The sequence below is a fragment of the Vibrio tubiashii ATCC 19109 genome, from assembly GCF_000772105.1.
In the GTDB taxonomy this organism is placed as follows: Bacteria; Pseudomonadota; Gammaproteobacteria; order Enterobacterales; family Vibrionaceae; genus Vibrio; species Vibrio tubiashii.
Genome location: NZ_CP009354.1, coordinates 121,227 through 138,070 on the forward strand (window position 1 = coordinate 121,227; position 16,844 = coordinate 138,070).

The 16,844-nt window shown below is 40.1% G+C and carries 15 protein-coding genes; 9 read left to right on the forward strand and 6 right to left on the reverse strand.

Annotated elements, in window-relative coordinates; genetic code table 11:
* The first annotated feature begins 87 nt into the window (after positions 1 to 87).
* Genes IX91_RS00580 through IX91_RS00590 form a run of 3 tightly spaced genes read left to right on the forward strand, consistent with a single transcriptional unit; the run spans position 88 to position 2,836 of the window.
* Positions 88 to 792 carry a 3-deoxy-D-manno-octulosonic acid kinase gene (locus tag IX91_RS00580; RefSeq protein WP_004742892.1) on the forward strand — a complete coding sequence of 235 codons (705 nt, stop codon included), beginning with the start codon at positions 88 to 90 and terminating at the stop codon, positions 790 to 792.
* The gene (locus tag IX91_RS00585; protein ID WP_004742893.1) at positions 792 to 1,859 is read left to right on the forward strand and encodes a glycosyltransferase family 9 protein; all 1,068 of its coding nucleotides are present in this window, start codon (positions 792 to 794) and stop codon (positions 1,857 to 1,859) included. The genes IX91_RS00580 and IX91_RS00585 overlap by 1 nt, the downstream gene beginning before the upstream one ends.
* A complete protein-coding gene (locus IX91_RS00590; protein WP_004742894.1) occupies positions 1,859 to 2,836 on the forward strand; it encodes a hypothetical protein in 978 nt (325 codons plus the stop codon). Before IX91_RS00585 ends, IX91_RS00590 begins: the two co-directional genes overlap by 1 nt.
* A 36-nt stretch (positions 2,837 to 2,872) precedes the next feature.
* Here IX91_RS00590 and waaA read toward each other — a convergent pair whose 3' ends face one another.
* The 6 genes from waaA to rfaD form a co-directional block, all read right to left on the reverse strand.
* Complete coding sequence (gene waaA / locus IX91_RS00595; protein ID WP_038550190.1) at positions 2,873 to 4,138, reverse strand: lipid IV(A) 3-deoxy-D-manno-octulosonic acid transferase; 1,266 nt, start codon at positions 4,136 to 4,138, stop codon at positions 2,873 to 2,875.
* Positions 4,139 to 4,159: 21 nt separating this feature from the next.
* Positions 4,160 to 4,942: a glycosyltransferase family 32 protein gene (locus tag IX91_RS00600; protein WP_004742897.1), complete on the reverse strand. Its 783-nt coding sequence runs from the start codon at positions 4,940 to 4,942 to the stop codon at positions 4,160 to 4,162.
* 173 nt (positions 4,943 to 5,115) lie between these two features.
* On the reverse strand, positions 5,116 to 6,144 hold the full coding sequence (gene waaF / locus IX91_RS00605; protein ID WP_004742898.1) for a lipopolysaccharide heptosyltransferase II: 1,029 nt from the start codon (positions 6,142 to 6,144) through the stop codon (positions 5,116 to 5,118).
* Between the two features lie 3 nt (positions 6,145 to 6,147).
* Positions 6,148 to 7,383, reverse strand: a complete 1,236-nt coding sequence (locus tag IX91_RS00610; protein ID WP_004742899.1) for an O-antigen ligase family protein — start codon at positions 7,381 to 7,383, stop codon at positions 6,148 to 6,150.
* 5 nt (positions 7,384 to 7,388) lie between these two features.
* Positions 7,389 to 9,158, reverse strand: a complete 1,770-nt coding sequence (locus IX91_RS00615) for a polysaccharide deacetylase family protein (protein ID WP_004742900.1) — start codon at positions 9,156 to 9,158, stop codon at positions 7,389 to 7,391.
* A gap of 93 nt (positions 9,159 to 9,251) precedes the next feature.
* Positions 9,252 to 10,193: an ADP-glyceromanno-heptose 6-epimerase gene (rfaD, locus tag IX91_RS00620; protein ID WP_004742901.1), complete on the reverse strand. Its 942-nt coding sequence runs from the start codon at positions 10,191 to 10,193 to the stop codon at positions 9,252 to 9,254.
* 243 nt (positions 10,194 to 10,436) lie between these two features.
* Here rfaD and rfbB point away from each other — a divergent pair, with 243 nt between their 5' ends.
* From rfbB to IX91_RS00650, 6 genes are read left to right on the forward strand one after another with little or no spacing between them, the layout of a single operon-like run.
* Positions 10,437 to 11,525 carry a dTDP-glucose 4,6-dehydratase gene (rfbB, locus tag IX91_RS00625; RefSeq protein ID WP_004742902.1) on the forward strand — a complete coding sequence of 363 codons (1,089 nt, stop codon included), beginning with the start codon at positions 10,437 to 10,439 and terminating at the stop codon, positions 11,523 to 11,525.
* Positions 11,525 to 12,412: a glucose-1-phosphate thymidylyltransferase RfbA gene (gene rfbA, locus IX91_RS00630; RefSeq protein ID WP_004742903.1), complete on the forward strand. Its 888-nt coding sequence runs from the start codon at positions 11,525 to 11,527 to the stop codon at positions 12,410 to 12,412. The genes rfbB and rfbA overlap by 1 nt, the downstream gene beginning before the upstream one ends.
* Entirely contained in the window at positions 12,412 to 13,293 is an 882-nt protein-coding gene (rfbD, locus tag IX91_RS00635) for a dTDP-4-dehydrorhamnose reductase (protein ID WP_004742904.1), read from the forward strand. Before rfbA ends, rfbD begins: the two co-directional genes overlap by 1 nt.
* Positions 13,294 to 13,297: 4 nt before the next feature.
* The gene (gene rfbC / locus IX91_RS00640) at positions 13,298 to 13,849 is read left to right on the forward strand and encodes a dTDP-4-dehydrorhamnose 3,5-epimerase (protein WP_004742905.1); all 552 of its coding nucleotides are present in this window, start codon (positions 13,298 to 13,300) and stop codon (positions 13,847 to 13,849) included.
* A 51-nt stretch (positions 13,850 to 13,900) separates the two neighbouring features.
* Complete coding sequence (locus tag IX91_RS00645; RefSeq protein WP_004742906.1) at positions 13,901 to 15,724, forward strand: glucosamine 6-phosphate synthetase; 1,824 nt, start codon at positions 13,901 to 13,903, stop codon at positions 15,722 to 15,724.
* A gap of 16 nt (positions 15,725 to 15,740) precedes the next feature.
* Positions 15,741 to 16,835 (forward strand): glycosyltransferase, encoded by a 1,095-nt coding sequence (locus tag IX91_RS00650; protein ID WP_004742907.1) that lies wholly within the window; start codon positions 15,741 to 15,743, stop codon positions 16,833 to 16,835.
* Positions 16,836 to 16,844: the final 9 nt, after the last annotated feature.

Below are 16,844 nucleotides of genomic sequence, written 5' to 3' on the forward strand. Positions count from 1 at the left end.
TTCAATTAGCGTGTATTAGCCAAGATTATGCAGAGAGGCTCAATAAATGTAAAATGGCGGCGCAAATAAATTGAGAGATCACCACGCATGAAGACTTTGCAGTTTGATAATCAGACCATATGGTATGACGAAGAGCTACTCAAAGAAGACCCTAAACAAGTTTTCGAACCAAGTTATTGGCAGCAAAACGACAAAGTTATTGGCAGCGCTCAAGGGCGTGGTACAACGTGGTTTGTGCAAACAGAGTCAATACCTGCAGCGCTGCGACACTATCGTCGTGGTGGTCTATTTGGCAAATTGGTTAAAGACAGTTACCGCTTTTCAGGTTGGGAGCAAACGCGCAGTTATCAAGAGTTTCAGCTGTTGAAGACGCTAATCCAAGCGGGCGTTAATGTCCCTAAGCCGATTGCAGCTCGTGCAATCAAAAGCAGCTTGAGTTATACCGCGGATTTGTTGAGTGAAAAGGTACCTAATGCCAGAGATTTGGTATCGATTCTGGTAGAAAAGCCACTTTCTGCACAGATATATCAGAAAATTGGCCAAGAAATCCGTAAGATGCATAACGCGCAAGTGAACCACACTGACCTCAATATCCACAATATCTTGCTTGATGAAGACGAAGAAGTTTGGATTATCGACTTCGATAAGTGCTACCAACAATCTGGCGAAGAGTGGAAGCAGAGCAATTTAGCAAGACTAAAGCGCTCTTTTGAGAAAGAGGTGGGGAAGAGACATGTCAAATGGGTGCACAGTGATTTTTCTGTAATTCTGTCTGCTTACAAAGGTATTTAATGAGATTTATAATTAGCCGACTGCAACGTTTTCGGGATGTGGTTAGAAGACACCTTGGTGTACTGCTGTTTGATCGTAAAAGAGAGTCTACTTTTGATCCTAAACAGGCGAAAAGCATCTTATTTATTCGTAATGATGCCAAACTCGGTGATGCAATTGTCTCTTCTGGAGTTATCAATAAAATCCGCAAACACAGGCCTGATATTAAAATTATGGTGTTGACCACGCCATCGATGGAGCATCTATTCAAACAACATTTTTCCGTGGATCAAGTTGTTCATCTTAGTAAACGTCCTTCCTATGGTGAGATACGGGCAGTTTGTCAGGAGTTAGGGAGCATTGATGTTGTCGCATCACTTAACCTTGATATGAAGATGAAGGATATCTATCTGCTCAACAAGCTAGATTCGAAGGTCATCGTTGGTGTGGATAGCTTACTAAAGTTGGTTGATATTAATATTTCTGCTGATATTCAGAGTCTCCATTATGCGGAAAAATTTGATTACGTATCCAAGCTTTTGGGTATCTTAGAGCCTGCCGAGAGATATCAAGTACCCGTGCTCACCGAGTCGGTAGCCAAAATTGAAAGCTTCATTGCGGCAAGTGGCATCAATGATTATGTACTCTTGAACCCGTTTGGAAGCGGCAATGAGCGTAAACTCAGTCGTGAATCGATAGAAGCTATTTCGACCGCGGTGCTAAGTCTCGATGAATCTCTTAAAGTTGTTGTATTAACTGCTCCTGATACCATAGAGCAATTTCAGTCAATGAACCTAACGAGTGATAGAGTTGTTCATTTTGCGGATAGTCAGTCGATTTATGATGCGATTGCCACAGTTGTTAAAGCCAAGCTAGTTATTTCTGTTGATACCTCCATTGTGCACATCGCTTCTGGGCTTCTCAAACCTCAAATTGCTATCTACAGCGATGATGCTGCCAACTTTTCAAACTGGCATCCAAACTCTGATATTGCTGAAGTCATTGTTGCTTCAGGGGAAGTTAATAATTTTGATCACACCTTGGTCATTCCAAAAATACAATCGTTACTTGAGGAAGTGGCTAGTTGATGAAAGTTCTGTTTATATGCCCCAACTGGGCGGGGTTGGCTGACCCCATCGTGAGAGAAATGGTGAAGCAAGACCACGAAGTGGTACATCTAGATCACTCGGACTTTTCAAAGTTTAGCTATTTCGATGCTTGTCATCGAGTACTTGCTAAAATCTATCAGCTTGTAACGAAAAACAGTTATAAACATCGTATAACCGATGCTGAAATTACACGGACAATTAATTCATTTTTTATTGCGAGACCAAAGTTTGATGTCATCATTATGACAGAGCCGAGTCTGTTTAAGCGTGAACACTTGGAACTGCTTAAGCAGCATTGCAACAAGTTAGTCGCAACTCTTTGGGATAGTTTGACGAAATCCCCCGAGAATAAACAACACTTGGATCTATTTGACGTTGTATTTAGCTATGATCACGAAGATTGCAACGCCTATGATCTTATTAAGATCAATAACTACCTAGACCCTTCATGGACCACATCAGTGTCGTTGGAAAGCGCTAAGTATGATGTTTTTTCCATCATGAGCTATACCAAAGAAAGATATCAGCAGGTTGTGAAATTCCTAGATGCTAATCCAAGTATCTCACCTAATATCCATTTTTACATCGACCATCCCAGAAAGAGAAAATCAATTACTGATAAGCGGATTAAAGTAACTGATAAATTAATGCTAGGAGATGAACTTAAAAGTAATATTGAGAGTTCAAAGGCAATCTTAGACTTCTTGCAAGGACACCAAGCAGGGCTTTCTTTTCGCGTATATGAGTGTCTAGGCTATCAAAGGAAACTTATAACGACGAACCAGAACTTAAAGCATTATGATATTTTTTGTGCAGAAAATATGGTGGTGTTGGACAGTAGTTATCAAGTGCCGGAGTCCTTTTTCTCAACCCCTTATTTTGAGCCTGAACCACAGATTGTAGACAAATACATGCTTTCTTCGTGGGTTAGAAATGTGTTAAGTAAGGCAATGTAGGAAATCAGCCCAAAGTACATTTGATATATGTTAGGGTTATTTAATGAATTTTATAGTTTTAGCTAAAGCCCCTTTATTGTCTTTGACGCACTGCTCGCTTAGCTCACCTTGATGCGATAGTTTCTTTCTATCACTCAGAAGTTCCAATATTATCTTACTGATTTCCATTGGCGAGTTAGTGATAATAATCGCTTTATGGGCTAACAGCTTATGTACTATTTCTGTGAAATTATAATAGCTAGGGCCAGAAAGAACAGGTTTGGCTAATGCCGCTGGTTCGAGAACATTATGTCCACCTACCTTGGCGCCAATTAAACTACCGCCCATAAAACAGATGTCAGCGGCTTGTATCAACGCTAACATTTCTCCCATGGTATCGGCCAAATAGACTTCTGCATTTTGCAGCTCTTTCTCATTGGAGTCGGTTCGACGTTGAACTGCAAAATCTTCTTTTTGACATAGTTCAAATACTGAACTGAACCTTTCAGGGTGACGTGGAACAAGAATTAGCAACGCGTTAGGGGTGTTCTTGAGTATCTCTCGATGTGCGGCTAGAACCTGCTCATCTTCACCTACATGCGTGCTGGCAGCTATCCAAACTGGGCGATCTTTTCCTAGTTGATCTCTAAGACGGTTACCGTGCTCAATGTGATTGGGCTCAATACGTATATCGAATTTAATTGAACCTGTTACAGTCACTTTGTTGGAGTCGACCCCTAACTTAACAAACCGCTCCGCATCATCTTTATACTGACATAATAGCTGTTCAATATTTTTGCTCAGCAGATTAAAAATGGGCTGCACTTTTGAGTAGCGTCGATATGAGCGTTCAGATAGGCGTGCATTAATAACACTGATTGGAATGTCGTTTTTTGCGACAGTGTAAAGAGTGTTGGGCCATAGTTCGGTTTCCATAATCACCATCTTGCAAGGTTTTATCGCTTTGATAAAACCTTTAACAGCGAATGGGAAATCTAACGGCATATAACGATGCTTTACTAGCTTACCAAGCTTAGCTGCTTGCTCTGCCCCCGTGGGAGTTGTAGTTGTTAGGACAATCTCAGTATCCGGATGATCGAACTTTAGTTGCTTGATCAGTGGGGCAACTGCGATAGTTTCTCCCACTGAGACTGCATGAACCCATATAGGCTGTTTATCTGACTCTAATTTTGGGGTAAAACCAAAGTGCTCTTTCCAACGTGAACCAATACTGGGTTTACCTTCTTTTTTTTTGTACAAGCCAAACAGTAAGAATGGTGCGAAGAAGGTAAGTAGCAGTGTATACAACCAACGAATAAGCACTTTTTACAATCCCTATTTAGATTACTTTTTTATAAGGTCGTTTGGATCTTGGTGAGTCCATTTACCACGAGGCTTGTCTAAGTATTGGAAGTATTCATTGGTGAACGTTCCTTGAATACAAACATAGCGGCGGCGGCGAGAGTTTACTTCTTGTGTATTGAGCACATCATTAAACACTTGAGGGCCAGTTGTACCATAGACACCTTTAGTTGGATCGTAATTCTCTACATTATGGACAATGGCCTCCATTACCGCTTTATACTCTGGATTGTTTGGGCATGTGGCTAGGAAGTAATTTGTTATCTCAGTGTCATCTTTAATTTTGATATAAAGCGATTTGCTGACACCTTTGAGAATCCGCTTTAGTGGCCAGACCAAAGTCGCGTCAATATCCATGTAGATCCCCCCCTGTAGGTAGAGGGTGGTTACGCGCCACAAGTCTGCTTGAGCGGCACCATCTGTCAGTTTTAAATAGGCTTCATAGACTTCTTTTGGGGCGTGTTCTCTAAGATACTCTTCACGACCTTCAGTACTCACATAACGGTATTCGTAATCTAGCGACATCAAGCGGTTAAAAAGGTAATTCAGGTAAACAGGCAACGTTGATCTATTGGAGTAATTAGTCTGCCAAATTATCTTTGTTACGTTACTTGTATTTGCTGTGCGAACCCTTGCTGGAGAATGTTCAGGAATCGAGAAGCGTGTTTTTGGAAGAACAAAATGAAAGGGATAGGCCAGAACCTTAAAAATATTACCGATTAGTTTTATGGTACGGTTAGCGACCATTATTGGAAATGTGTTCATGCTTTGCCTTTTGAAACGAAACTTTTTCGGTACTCTTTGAGAGACTTACAGAGTTAGTAGTTCTAGATTTTGAGTGAAGCGCCCAAACGAGAAAGTGCTTACTTCTCTTGCCATTGTTTGCCAGTCTGGACAATACCCTAAACGTTGGAACCAGATTATTGCTAATTATTCTACTAGGTTAAAAACTCTTCTAGAGCATTGATAACAGTGTTTGGTGTTAACTTGTTTAGACAGTCTAGATGTCCTAACGGACATTCTCTCTTAAAGCATGGTCGACACTCAACATCAGTGTGAACCATTTTTAACTTATTGGTGAGAGGCGGGGTGTATTTTGGTGAACTTGAGCCGTAAATAGCGACGATGTTGCAGCCGACAGCGGCAGAAACATGCATCAGTCCTGAGTCATTACTGACGACAGTATGGCAGGCAGCTAAAAGATCGACCGCTTCAATTAAAGAAGTTTCCCCTGCCAAATTAAAACAAAGTTGACCTTGCTCGCTTGACAGCTTGGAGCGGATTAGCTCACACACTTCCCTGTCTTTGGCTGAGCCAAACAACCATATTTGATAGCCTTGCTCTATAGCGAACTTTGCAACTTCGGCATAGTATGCGTCTGGCCAACGCTTTGCTGGACCAAATTCGGCTCCAGGGCATAGTCCGATAATAGGTCGAGTGTTCTTTATATGTAATCGAGATCTTGCGTTGTTTTGGTTGACGAAGTCGATGGTCAGACTTGGTCTAGGGCAATTTGCTAGCTCGACTTCGTTAAGCATATCGCTTTTTGAATGCGCTAAAGCAACGTACCTTTCGACCATATACTGGAACACACGCTTATCTGGCCGTAAGTCATTGAGTAGACCATAGCGCATTTCTCCTTTCCAACCTGTTCTTGAACTGATACCTGCGAAGAATGGAATCAAAGCAGATTTGGCGGAGTTAGGTAAAATATAAGCGTGACTATACCCTTTTTTAGCCAGTATGCGAGCTAATTTCCAGCGGCCCTTTAAGTTGAATTCACCATGCCCCATTGGCATCTCAATAGCTTGGTTGACTTCAGGCATGCGCTCCAAGATAGGTTTACACCAAGCAGGAGCAAGAACATCTATCTCTGCGTTTGGATACTTATGCTTTAACGTTGTGTAAAGGCTTTGCGACATGACCATATCGCCAACCCAAGATGGACCTATGATTAGAATCTTCATTGCTTAGTGAACCGACTTGTTGTGCTTTTCTGATGCTATAATTGCAAAGAAGACTGCTAACATAAAGCCATAAAACGAGCCTATCAGATTGGCAGTGAGTGGTACTTCGGTAAGACCGAAAATCATAAACCCAGCAACAAAAACAGTACCGGAAAATGCCCATTCAGAGGATGATTTTATATAGTGTGAGGCCAACAAAACAAAAGGGAAAACAAAAATTGCCAATATGCTAATTATACCGAGTAAGCCGTTACTTGCTAGCATTTCAAAGTATTGACTGTGTGCATGCCCTCGGTTAATTCTGGAGGCTCGCTCTCCCATCTTTCCCTCTGAGTGCAGCTTTTGATTTAAGTGTTCTCTTTCTTTATACGGTAAACCAATTAATGGGCTCACTTTAAAGGCTTGAGTTGCCGCAAACCAAAATTGTATGCGGTCACCAGAAGATAAAGCATTATTAATATCTCCTGAAGAAATATGTGAAAACTCAGATATTGTAAAATCTATACGTTGTCTGAAATCTGACGAGTAATGGTATGTTGCTATGCTAGCTATTACAAATATACTTGCACAAGTAAGAATGTGTTTGAAACTTAAGCTCTTAAATTTAAGGGCGGTGACTAGAATGAGAAGTATGGGGATAGCAAAGATTGCTCCACGAGTTAATGTAAGTGTTACAGAAAACACGCCAAGTATAAAAGCTGTTAGAAGTAAGGCTTTCTTATTTGAACTGAATGTAAGAGTGAAAGCTAAAAAAGCCAAGCTACATGCTAGGTATCCAAAATTGATACTAAAAAGAAAGCCATCAACTCTTCCCATTTCAAGATAATAAAACTGATATATTGCCAGTATGAATGCTGATGCGGAACCGAATATTACACCAAGTTCAAGATGTTCTCTCAGGTTAACCTTTTTTATTTTTAAGTAGTGGCTTAGAGAGACATAGATAGGGATGCATAGTAAAAGCCGCGCCCCTCCTTGAAAGTATCTTGCTGTTGTACCGTCATAAATTGCTATAGGAATAGCCCCAAAAAAATAAAACGATAAACTAAACATCACCAAGTAATCGAATTTATCTAGTTTAATTTCATTCTTGTTACTTAATAAATAGAATGTTGAAATAATGACAGAAAAAGCAATCACACCAACGCTAAAGTTTGGTGTTGATAGCAAGAGAGCTGGAACTAAAAAAAGGCACCAACAGATTACGTTCTTAGACGATAAATTAGTGTGATTGAACATCTATATTACAACTTTTTCTTTCTAAATAGGTAATGGCCACGTACTTTCCTCCAGAGGCCGAGTACATCAGTTCTCGGGAAAATCGCAATTCTACGAATTTGATATAAATCCTGATGAGTAGCTAGAGGGCCACTATTAGTTGCTACAGCAAACTGATAGCCAAGTTTTTCCGTGATACGTTTAGAGTCTGAATCTAACGAGCCGTAAGGATATGCAAAAGAAGTTAGAGGCTTACCTAACAGGTTTTCAAGCTCTTCCTTATTCTTCTTGATCTCAGCTTCTTGTTTCTCTGGGGATAAAGTATTTAAATGAGGGTGGCTGATTGTATGTCCCCCAATCTCAATATGTCCAGATTCAGACAAGGCTTTTAGCTCATTTGCATTCATTAATGAAACGGCTTTTTCTGGATTATCTTTGACTTCAACATCCCAACGGTTAAAAGTTTCACCTGTAACCGCATAGACAACAGCTTTGAAGTTGTACTTTTGTAGTAAAGGGAGAAGTAGATCATAGTTATCTCTATAACCATCATCAACTGTAATTATAATGTAGCGCTTGCCATATTCTAATCGACTGATTAAGCCCTTTTCTGCTAAATCCTCAAAGGTGATTGTTTCAAACCCCATCTTTTTGATTAGTTTGAAATGCTTTTCCAGCATATCCACATGCAAATATGTGCCATGTACCCCTTTTTCACTATCATTTTTAATGAAGCGGTGGTACATGATGATTGGCATCTCTTTACGTATTTTTTCAACGTAAACCGTTTGGTAGATGTTTTCTACTTGGTCGACGATGTTTGTTAGGCTATAGTTTTCTCTAATCGTTTCAACGATTTCTTTGTAACAATGTTTGCTTTGTAGACCAATTTCAACTTGCTGCTTGATTGATGAGAAGTCTATGTCGAGATCTTTAGGGCCAATATCGCCAAAGTTGCTCGCCATTGCTTCTTTGATATTACTTCCATCCACCAAACCAATCGCTTTTGCTTCACCTATCGCTAAAGTGGGTCTTCCACACAGCAAAGATTCCATTGCTACGCGACCAGCACCGATCACAAGATCTGACGTAGATAAAACAGAGGCTACGTTATTGGAGTAGCCACAAAAATCTACGCATTGTCTAAATTTATCAAAACGGGCCTCTACTTGAGAGCCCGAAACTACTTTTACATTGCAAGAGTTAGTATCTAAACACTCATCGAGTAGCCGGTAGCAAAGGTCCCCCTTAGGGCCTGTTAAGCGACCAATAATTGTCACAATCGGCTTTTCATTTTCAGGAGCTTTTAGCCACGTGAACTCGTCTGTTTCTATACCGTTTCTACTTATCTCGAGTTGCTTTTCTGAAACACCTAAATCGAGAATTAATTGATCTTTAATCGCCTCACATACGGGAAGAGCTTTATCTCCCATTGCATGGAATTTCTTTCGTGATGCATGAACTGGTTGCCTACCATGAACTGTCGTAACCATCGGCGTGCCAGTGATCTTACATGCTACATGACAACTCCAACTGGAAGCACGCGAGTGAGCATGGACAAGCTGAATCTTTTGCTTTTTAATTAAATAGACTAGATAAGCGACATGCCAAAAACGACGAGGGATGCTGCGTTTGTTGAAACGTAGCTTGAAACATTCGCCTTCGAAAGGTTTTGTTAACGTGTCAGACACATAATGAACGTTATGCCCTCTGGCAGTTAGTTCATTGCCCACCGTAGTGGCATAAACTTCTGCACCCGTTACTTCTAACTGCGAGAGTGCCATTAAAATATTCATTATTTAACTCTAATAAATTGAAAACGCTAAGCAGATTATGGATGAGCGGGTGAGCATAGCGTTTTATTGATGCCTATGTCACCCCTAAGTGAGCTAAGAGTTGATGGTTTGCATGTATTCAGCAACGCCTTCCGCTACAGATCTAAACTCATGCTCGCAACCTGCTGCGCGCAGTTTGGTAAGATCTGCTTGCGTAAATTCTTGGTAAGCACCTTTTAAGTGTTCAGGGAATGGGATAGTTTCAATTTCACCTTTGCCATGAAATTTAATTACCGCTTTGGCTACTTCTTCGAATGACTCTGCGTTACCTGTACCTAGGTTGAAGATACCTGAAACACCGCTTTGCATAAACCATAGGTTAACAGCTGCTACGTCACCCACATAGACGAAGTCACGTTGGAAAGTTTCACTACCTTCAAACAGTTTTGGATTTTCACCTGCATTCATCTGGTTGTTGAGGTGGAATGCTACGGAAGCCATAGAGCCTTTATGCTGCTCGCGGGGACCATAAACATTGAAGTATCGGAATCCGGTTACTTGAGACAGTTTTTCTTCATGCTCTTCAGCATCTTGCCAAATTCGACGTACATAATTATCAAACTGCTGTTTTGAGTAACCATATACATTCAATGCACCCTCGTACTCTTTTTCTTCGATAAACGTATCTGTTTCACCATATGTAGCCGCAGACGAGGCGTAAAGAAAAGGAATCTCACGTTCTAGACAATAGTGCAGTAGCTCTTTCGAATACTCATAGTTGTTGAGCATGACATACTTGCCATCCCACTCTGTAGTCGCTGAGCACGCACCTTCGTGGAAGATTGCTTCAATCGGGCCGAAGTCATCGCCAGCCATGATTTGAGTAAGGAAATCATCACGATCCATGTAGTCAGTGATGTCTAAATCAACCAAATTCTGGAACTTTTTACCGTTCTTAAGGTTGTCAACTACCAAAATGTCGTTAATGCCTTTTCCATTTAATGCTTTAACGATGTTGCTGCCAATCATGCCAGCGCCGCCAGTTACGATGATCATATAAGTCACGCTCTCTTAAATCTCAAATCGCGTTATTATAACACGTCACATGACAGTGCAAGTAGTTATATTGAATTGTGTGCTCGAGATGGTAATTGATCTATGGTCGACCATTGTATTCGTTTGTTGTATCATTGGCGCGAATTTTTTTTCAAATAACCCACATTTCGGCACTTTGGTTTAACCTTTTGATTTGTTTTGATTTGTTTTGATTTCTGGTTTTAGGTATTTAGGATTTCTTTAATGAAGATATTAGTTACTGGAGGCGCTGGTTTTATCGGCTCAGCGGTCGTTCGCCATATCATCGAGAACACTAACGATAGCGTTGTGAATGTCGATTGCTTGACATATGCAGGGAATTTGGAGTCACTGGTCGGTGTGGCACTAGATGAGCGTTATGCCTTTGAGCAGGTGAATATTTGTAATCGTTCAGAGCTTGACCGGGTGTTCAGCGAGCATCAACCTGATGCGGTCATGCATTTAGCCGCGGAATCTCATGTCGACCGATCCATTACTGGACCTGCAGCATTTATTGAAACAAACGTAGTAGGTACCTACACATTACTAGAAGCAACGCGAGCCTACTGGAACACTTTAGATGAAGGTTCTAAGCAAGCATTTCGTTTCCACCATATCTCAACTGATGAAGTTTACGGTGACCTACCGCATCCAGATGAGGTAGAGGCAGGTAATGAACTTCCAATGTTCTTGGAGACTACGCCTTATGCCCCATCTAGTCCATACTCTGCGTCAAAAGCTTCTAGCGATCACTTGGTTCGAGCATGGCTGCGCACTTACGGTCTACCAACCATGGTAACTAACTGTTCAAATAACTACGGTCCGTACCATTTCCCGGAAAAACTGATTCCGCTAGTTATCCTGAATGCTCTGGAGGGTAAAGATTTACCTATTTACGGAAAAGGCGACCAAATTCGAGATTGGCTGTATGTAGAAGATCATGCTCATGCGCTTTACAAAGTGATTACAGAGGGTATCGTTGGTCAAACATACAACATTGGCGGTCACAACGAAAAGCAAAACTTAGAAGTAGTACAAACCATTTGTTCCATTTTGGACACGCTAGTCCCGAAAGAGACCGCTTACGCTGAACAAATTACCTACGTTCAAGATAGGCCAGGACATGATCGCCGCTACGCGATTGACTCAAGCAAAATGCAAAAAGAGCTTGGCTGGACTCCTGTGGAAACGTTCGAAACTGGCCTGAAGAAGACGGTTCAATGGTATTTAGACAATCAGCAATGGTGCCAAAATGTTCAAGATGGTAGCTACCAACGCGAGCGTTTGGGTGTAGTGTCGGGGGAGAGCAAGTAATGAAAGGTATTGTACTGGCAGGGGGGTCAGGAACTCGCCTTTATCCACTTACACGTGGTGTATCTAAGCAACTGTTACCTATCTACGATAAACCGATGGTGTTTTACCCGATTTCAACGTTAATGTTGGCGGGTATAAAAGACATTCTGATCATCACAACTCCAGAAGATAATGAAAGCTTTAGGCGTTTACTAGGTGATGGCAGTGATTTCGGCATCAACTTAGAATACGCCATTCAACCAAGCCCTGATGGGCTAGCGCAAGCGTTTATTATTGGTGAAGACTTTATCGGCGATGAAAGTGTGTGTTTAGTGCTCGGAGACAACATCTTCTATGGCCAGTCCTTCAGTAAGACCCTTCGAAATACTGCATCGCGAGAAAGTGGTGCAACGGTGTTTGGCTATCAAGTGAAAGACCCTGAGCGTTTTGGTGTTGTAGAGTTTGATGAGAGCATGAAAGCGGTGTCAATTGAGGAAAAGCCGGTGCAACCAAAGTCAAACTATGCGGTTACAGGCTTATACTTCTACGACAATAGAGTGGTAGAGTTTGCCAAGCAAGTGAAACCGTCTGATAGAGGCGAGCTTGAAATCACATCCATTAATGAGATGTACCTCAATGACGGTTCTCTTAATGTTGAACTGCTCGGCCGCGGTTTTGCTTGGCTAGATACTGGCACGCACGAAAGCCTTCATGAAGCATCATCATTTGTTCAAACCATCGAGCATGTACAAGGATTAAAAATCGCTTGTTTGGAGGAAATTGCGTGGCGTAATGATTGGTTGAGCGATAAACAAGTATCAACACTTGCAGAGCCGATGATGAAAAACGAATATGGGCAATATCTTGCGAACCTAATGAATGAAAGCAAAAATAAGGCGAAAGGATAATGCGAATATTAGTCACAGGTTGTAACGGGCAGGTAGGCTATTGCCTGACAAAAATTCTTTCCAACACTGAAAGCGTGGTCTTGTTGGCTGTCGATAGAGAAGAGCTGGATATCACCAATCAAGAAGCAGTAAATGACGCGGTAAAAGCTTTTAACCCTACCATCATCATCAACGCAGCAGCGCATACAGCCGTTGATAGAGCCGAGCAAGAGGTTGAACTTTCATACGCAATCAACCGTGATGGCCCTAAATTTCTAGCTGAGGCGGCTCAAGGTATTGGTGCAGCTATTTTACATATCTCGACAGACTATGTGTTCGAAGGAAACAAAGTCGGAGAGTATGTCGAGAGTAATGCAACCAATCCTCAGGGGGTTTACGGCGCTAGCAAGTTAGCAGGAGAGATTGCAGTAGCTGAGGGTTGTGATAAGCATATTATCTTACGCACCGCATGGGTATTTGCTGAGCATGGCAACAATTTTGTAAAAACTATGCTTCGTCTTGCCGCCACTCATAATGAACTAGATATTGTTGGAGATCAGTTTGGAGGCCCCACCTACGCTGGCGACATTGCTGAAGCACTAGTTGAAATAGCCAAAACCATATCGAATAATAAATCGGTAGATTATGGAGTATACCATTATTCGGGTTTGCCACATGTGAGCTGGTATGAATTTGCGGATACAATTTTTGATACCGCAGTTGGGCATTGCGTCTTAGAAAATAAGCCAATTCTATCAAGCATTACAACAGAACAATATCCAACACCGGCCAAGCGTCCTAGTAACTCAAAGCTAAGTACTCGAAAAATCAACGAGGCGTTTGCCATACAAGCTAGCGATTGGGTAAAGGCACTTAAGAATATTAAAGCGTATGCGGAATAAAGCTATGAAAGTTATTGATACAAAAATTCCAGATGTAAAAATTATCGAACCAACAGTGTTTGGTGATGAGCGTGGTTTCTTTATGGAAACCTGGAATCAAAAGCAATTTGAAGAACTTGTGACGGGAAAGTCGACGCAATTCGTTCAAGATAACCATTCCAAGTCTAAGAAAGGGATTTTGCGTGGTTTGCATTACCAAACCGAGAATACACAGGGCAAGCTCGTTCGTGTAGTGTCAGGTGAGGTTTTTGATGTGGCTGTGGATATAAGGAAGGATTCTCCGACTTTTGGCCAATGGATTGGGGAGTACTTGTCTGCGGAGAACAAGCGCCAACTTTGGGTGCCGGAAGGTTTTGCTCATGGTTTTTATGTGACGAGCGATGAGGCTGAATTCGTTTACAAATGTACTGATTATTATAATCCGCAAGCAGAATTATCTATTTCTTGGGAAGACCCCAAAATAAATATTCAATGGCCTCTTATGGAAGAAGCGCCGATGTTATCTGGAAAAGATAGAAATGCGAATGATCTAATGCATATTATCGACAGAATATGATAATTATTAATATAGACCGAATCTTACAAATTATTTCTAAGGTATAAGCTAATGTGTGGTATTTTTGGAATTGTTTCTAATTCAAAAATAAATATAAAAGATCTAAACATACTTGTCAAGCATTCAAAGCAAAGAGGACAAGATTCCAGTGGATTGATAACCTTTTCTGACAATCAGTATAATGTATATAGAGCTGATTATAATATTGATAAGTTAAAAAGAAAGGCTGCCTTGGATGAAACAAATGTTATTTTTGGACATAGTCGTTTAATTACAAATGGTTTAGAAGATAATCAACCTGTAGTCAAGAAAAACATAATGGCCATTCATAATGGTATTATTGTTAATGATGATTCTATTTGGAGTGAACTGTCTAGTAAGCGTGAGCGTAAAATTGATTCAGAAGTTATACTAGGAATCGTTGAAGATGAACTAAAAAATGGTACATCAATTGATGATTTATCAGCGAAAGTACTAACACTTTGTCAAGGTGTCATCTCCTGCGCATTGTTTATCCCGGAAGTTGGTAAGGTCGTTCTTTTTTCCAATAATGGAAGCCTTTATATTGGAGAAAAGAGTGGGGCAAAATATTTTGCGTCAGAATCATATGCACTTAATTTGCTTGGGTGCAATGATATTGAACAAATAATTAGTGACTGTGTTGTTTTAGATATACCAGAAACTAAACAGAACATTAAAATAAAAGACTTTAAAGGTCGAAAAGTAGATTTAGTTCCAGAGCTGAAGTTTAGGCCAGAAGAAGCATTGTTAGAATATCATAAGCATGACCTAAAAAGATGTACTAAATGTATATTGCCAGAAACAATGCCGTATATTGAATTTGATAGTGATGGGGTATGTAATTATTGTAATAACTATAAGTTGCGTAATGTTCCAAAACCTAAGGAAAACCTTTTTGAATTAGTAAAGCCTTATAGAAGGCCTGGTAATCAACTTGATTGCTTGGTTCCATTTTCAGGTGGACGTGATAGCTGTTATAGCCTCCATTTGATAGTCAATGAGCTAAAAATGAAACCCGTAACTTATACATATGATTGGGGGATGGTTACCGATTTAGGGCGAAGAAATATAAGCAGAATGTGTTCTAAATTGGGTGTTGAAAATATAATTGTGGCGGCTGATATTACTAAAAAGAGAAAAAATATTTCCATGAACTTAAAAGCATGGTTAAAGTCACCACACTTAGGAATGATGAGTATACTCACTGCTGGTGATAAGCACTTCTTTAGATATCTAGAGAGAATTAAGAAACAAACAGGTATCAATTTAAATATGTGGGGTGCAAACCCTTTAGAGGTCACTCATTTTAAAACTGGTTTTTTAGGCATTGCACCTGATTTCGCGCAACAACAAGTATATTCAAATGGCTTAATGAAACAGATTCATTACCAGCGCAAGCGTTTTGGCGCAATGATGGACAGCCCTAGTTATTTTAACTCCTCTTTGTGGGATACCTTATCTGGAGAATATCATCGTAGTTGTGTAGAGAAGCAAGATTATTATCAAGTATATGATTACTGGCACTGGGATGAGAATATTATTGACAATACGCTTTTAAATGAATATGACTGGGAAAAGGCTATTGACACTGATACTACTTGGCGTATTGGTGACGGCACTGCGGCTTTTTACAATTATGTCTACTATACCGTTGCTGGCTTTACTGAGCATGATACGTTCCGAAGCAATCAAATTCGAGAAGGTGATATTACTAGGGAAGAAGCTCTTGCTTTGGTTGAAAAAGAAAATCGACCTAGATATCCGAATATTCGTTGGTATCTAGATACCTTGGGAATAGATTTTAAAGAAGCTATTGATGTTGTAAATAAGATACCAAAAATGTATAAAATCTAAAGTTTAAGTGGCGTTTATGAATAAGATATTATACTTAACAGTGGTTGATAAAAATAATGAACCAGGTATATACAAGAAAGTTACGGCTCAAACTAAAGCTTTGAGAAAGTTGGGTTGCAAAGTTGACCTAACTTACCTAGATGGCGAACAATTTAAGGTCAATGATGATTCATTGGGGAAAGAGAAACAATCACATTTAGTTAGGCTGAAGAATCGTTTCGTTTATCCCAAAGTTTTACGCAATTATCTGACCGACCCAAACAATCATTACGACGTTGTATATATTAGGAAAAGCTTTATAAATGGCTCATTCATAAATGCATTGAAGGTAATAAAAGGGCGAGGTACTAAAGTCGTATTAGAAGTACCTACTTACCCTTACCGAAATGAGCTGAATTTTGCAAATAAGATTCTTTATACATGGGAGTATTGTCACCTTGGAATGCTAAAGGCTTGTGTAGATCTAGTTACATATATTGGTATTGAAGACCTTGATGTGTTCAATATTCCTAGCATTAGGTTTTACAATGGAATAGACGTAAGTTCTGTGAAAGTTAAGCAGGATACTATTGATAATAAAACAATACGTTTTATCGCTGTAGCTAACTTAGCTGAATGGCATGGATATGAGCGTTTCTTTGTTGCAATGGCTAGCTGTTCTGAAAACGTTGAATTACATATCGTTGGCGAAGGGCCGGCATTGGCGACATTAAAAAAATCAGCTAAAGAGTTGGGAGTAGAGAAATCAGTATTTTTCCATGGTAATAAGTTAGGGCGAGAATTAGATAGTCTATTTGACTTATGTCATATTGGAGTCGACTCATTAGCTATGTATAGAGCAAACTTATTCGTGTCCAGTTCGTTAAAGACAAGGGAGTATGCTGCCAGAGGTATTCCTTTCATTTTAGGATGTGAAGACCGAGATTTTGAAGAAAATTGCCAGTTTGTCTACCATGTACCAAATGATGATAGTGAGATAGATATTCAAGATATAATTAAATGGTATAACTCTTCTAATTTTAATAAGAGTATGATTAGAGATTTTGCTCAAGAAAATTTAGATTGGACCGGGATAATGAAACCTATTAAATCTAAGATTTTTGACTTTTAAAGACTGCTT